The following is a 928-nucleotide window of genomic DNA, read 5'->3' as shown; positions in this document are numbered from 1 at the left end:
CGCCAGGTCGAAGGTCTGCTGCGCGAGATAGTGCTCCACCGGCGCCAGACCGTAGGAGAGATGGACCTCCTCGTCGAGCGGGGTTCCACGCCACGAGGCGGCCACCGGCGCGCGCAGGGAGTGCCAGAAGGCCACGAGGTCGGGACCGGTGGCGCCGGAGAGCCGCAGGAGGGGCTCCTCGAGGTCCCCGGCCACCTCGTCGATCGTCCCGCCGGCCAGCAGCCCCGGGACCCACATCTGCTCGTCCACGACGTGGGCCAGCACGTCTCGGGCGGTCCACTGGCTGCACGGCGTGGCCGCATCCCAGTCGGCGATGGTCGGCAGGACCCGGTCGTACAGGTCGACGGCCTGGGACTGCAGGGCGATCCAGTCGGTCATGGGCTCCATCATGCCCCGGCGCGACGGAGTGTTCCGGGCCGGTAGGTCTGGTCAGGGCTTGTCGAACCGCTCGCCCGCGCCCAACCGCTGCAGCCGCATCCACTCGCGCAGGCCGGACGGGTCCCGCCTGGTCACCAGGAAGTACCAGCCAAAGCGCAGGATCTCCTGGGGGATGAGACGTCGGTTGCCGGGCTGGGTGAGCACATACCCGCGGTTGCGGTAGGTGAAGTGCCGCTTGACCGGGTCGTCGGGGAACTGGGTGTGCATGCGGCCGCCGAGGATCGGCTTGAACTCGTCCGAGCCCTGCGGGTGCAGGTACGCGGTGGTGAGGCAGGTGCCGAAGGGCAGCCGGGATCGCACCAGCCGGCGGTGCATCTCCACCTCGTCGCCGCGGATGAACAACCGGAGGTCCGGCACGCCCACGCGGTCCAGGCAGTCCGCGGTGAACAGTGCGCCGTTGAACAGGGAGGCGATGCCGGGCAGGAGATCGGAACCATCCGCGACCGCGGCTGCTGTGTCCGTCGGGCCCACTGCCGCGTCCGTCGGGCCC

General features: G+C 71.0%; 2 protein-coding genes. Both read right to left on the bottom strand.

Annotated features, from left to right (window positions below; all coding sequences use genetic code 11):
* Positions 1 to 378: maleylpyruvate isomerase N-terminal domain-containing protein (locus G6019_RS17350; protein ID WP_241726004.1), on the bottom strand; the 378-nt coding region annotated here is incomplete at its 3' end.
* Positions 379 to 429: 51 nt separating this feature from the next.
* Positions 430 to 928, bottom strand: a 499-nt coding sequence (locus G6019_RS11070; RefSeq protein ID WP_375539760.1) for a glycosyltransferase family 2 protein, incomplete at its 5' end; no start/stop codon positions are given.

The sequence above is a fragment of the Dietzia sp. DQ12-76 genome, from assembly GCF_014145045.1.
In the GTDB taxonomy this organism is placed as follows: Bacteria; Actinomycetota; Actinomycetes; order Mycobacteriales; family Mycobacteriaceae; genus Dietzia.
This window is presented reverse-complemented; position numbering and strand designations above follow the sequence as displayed.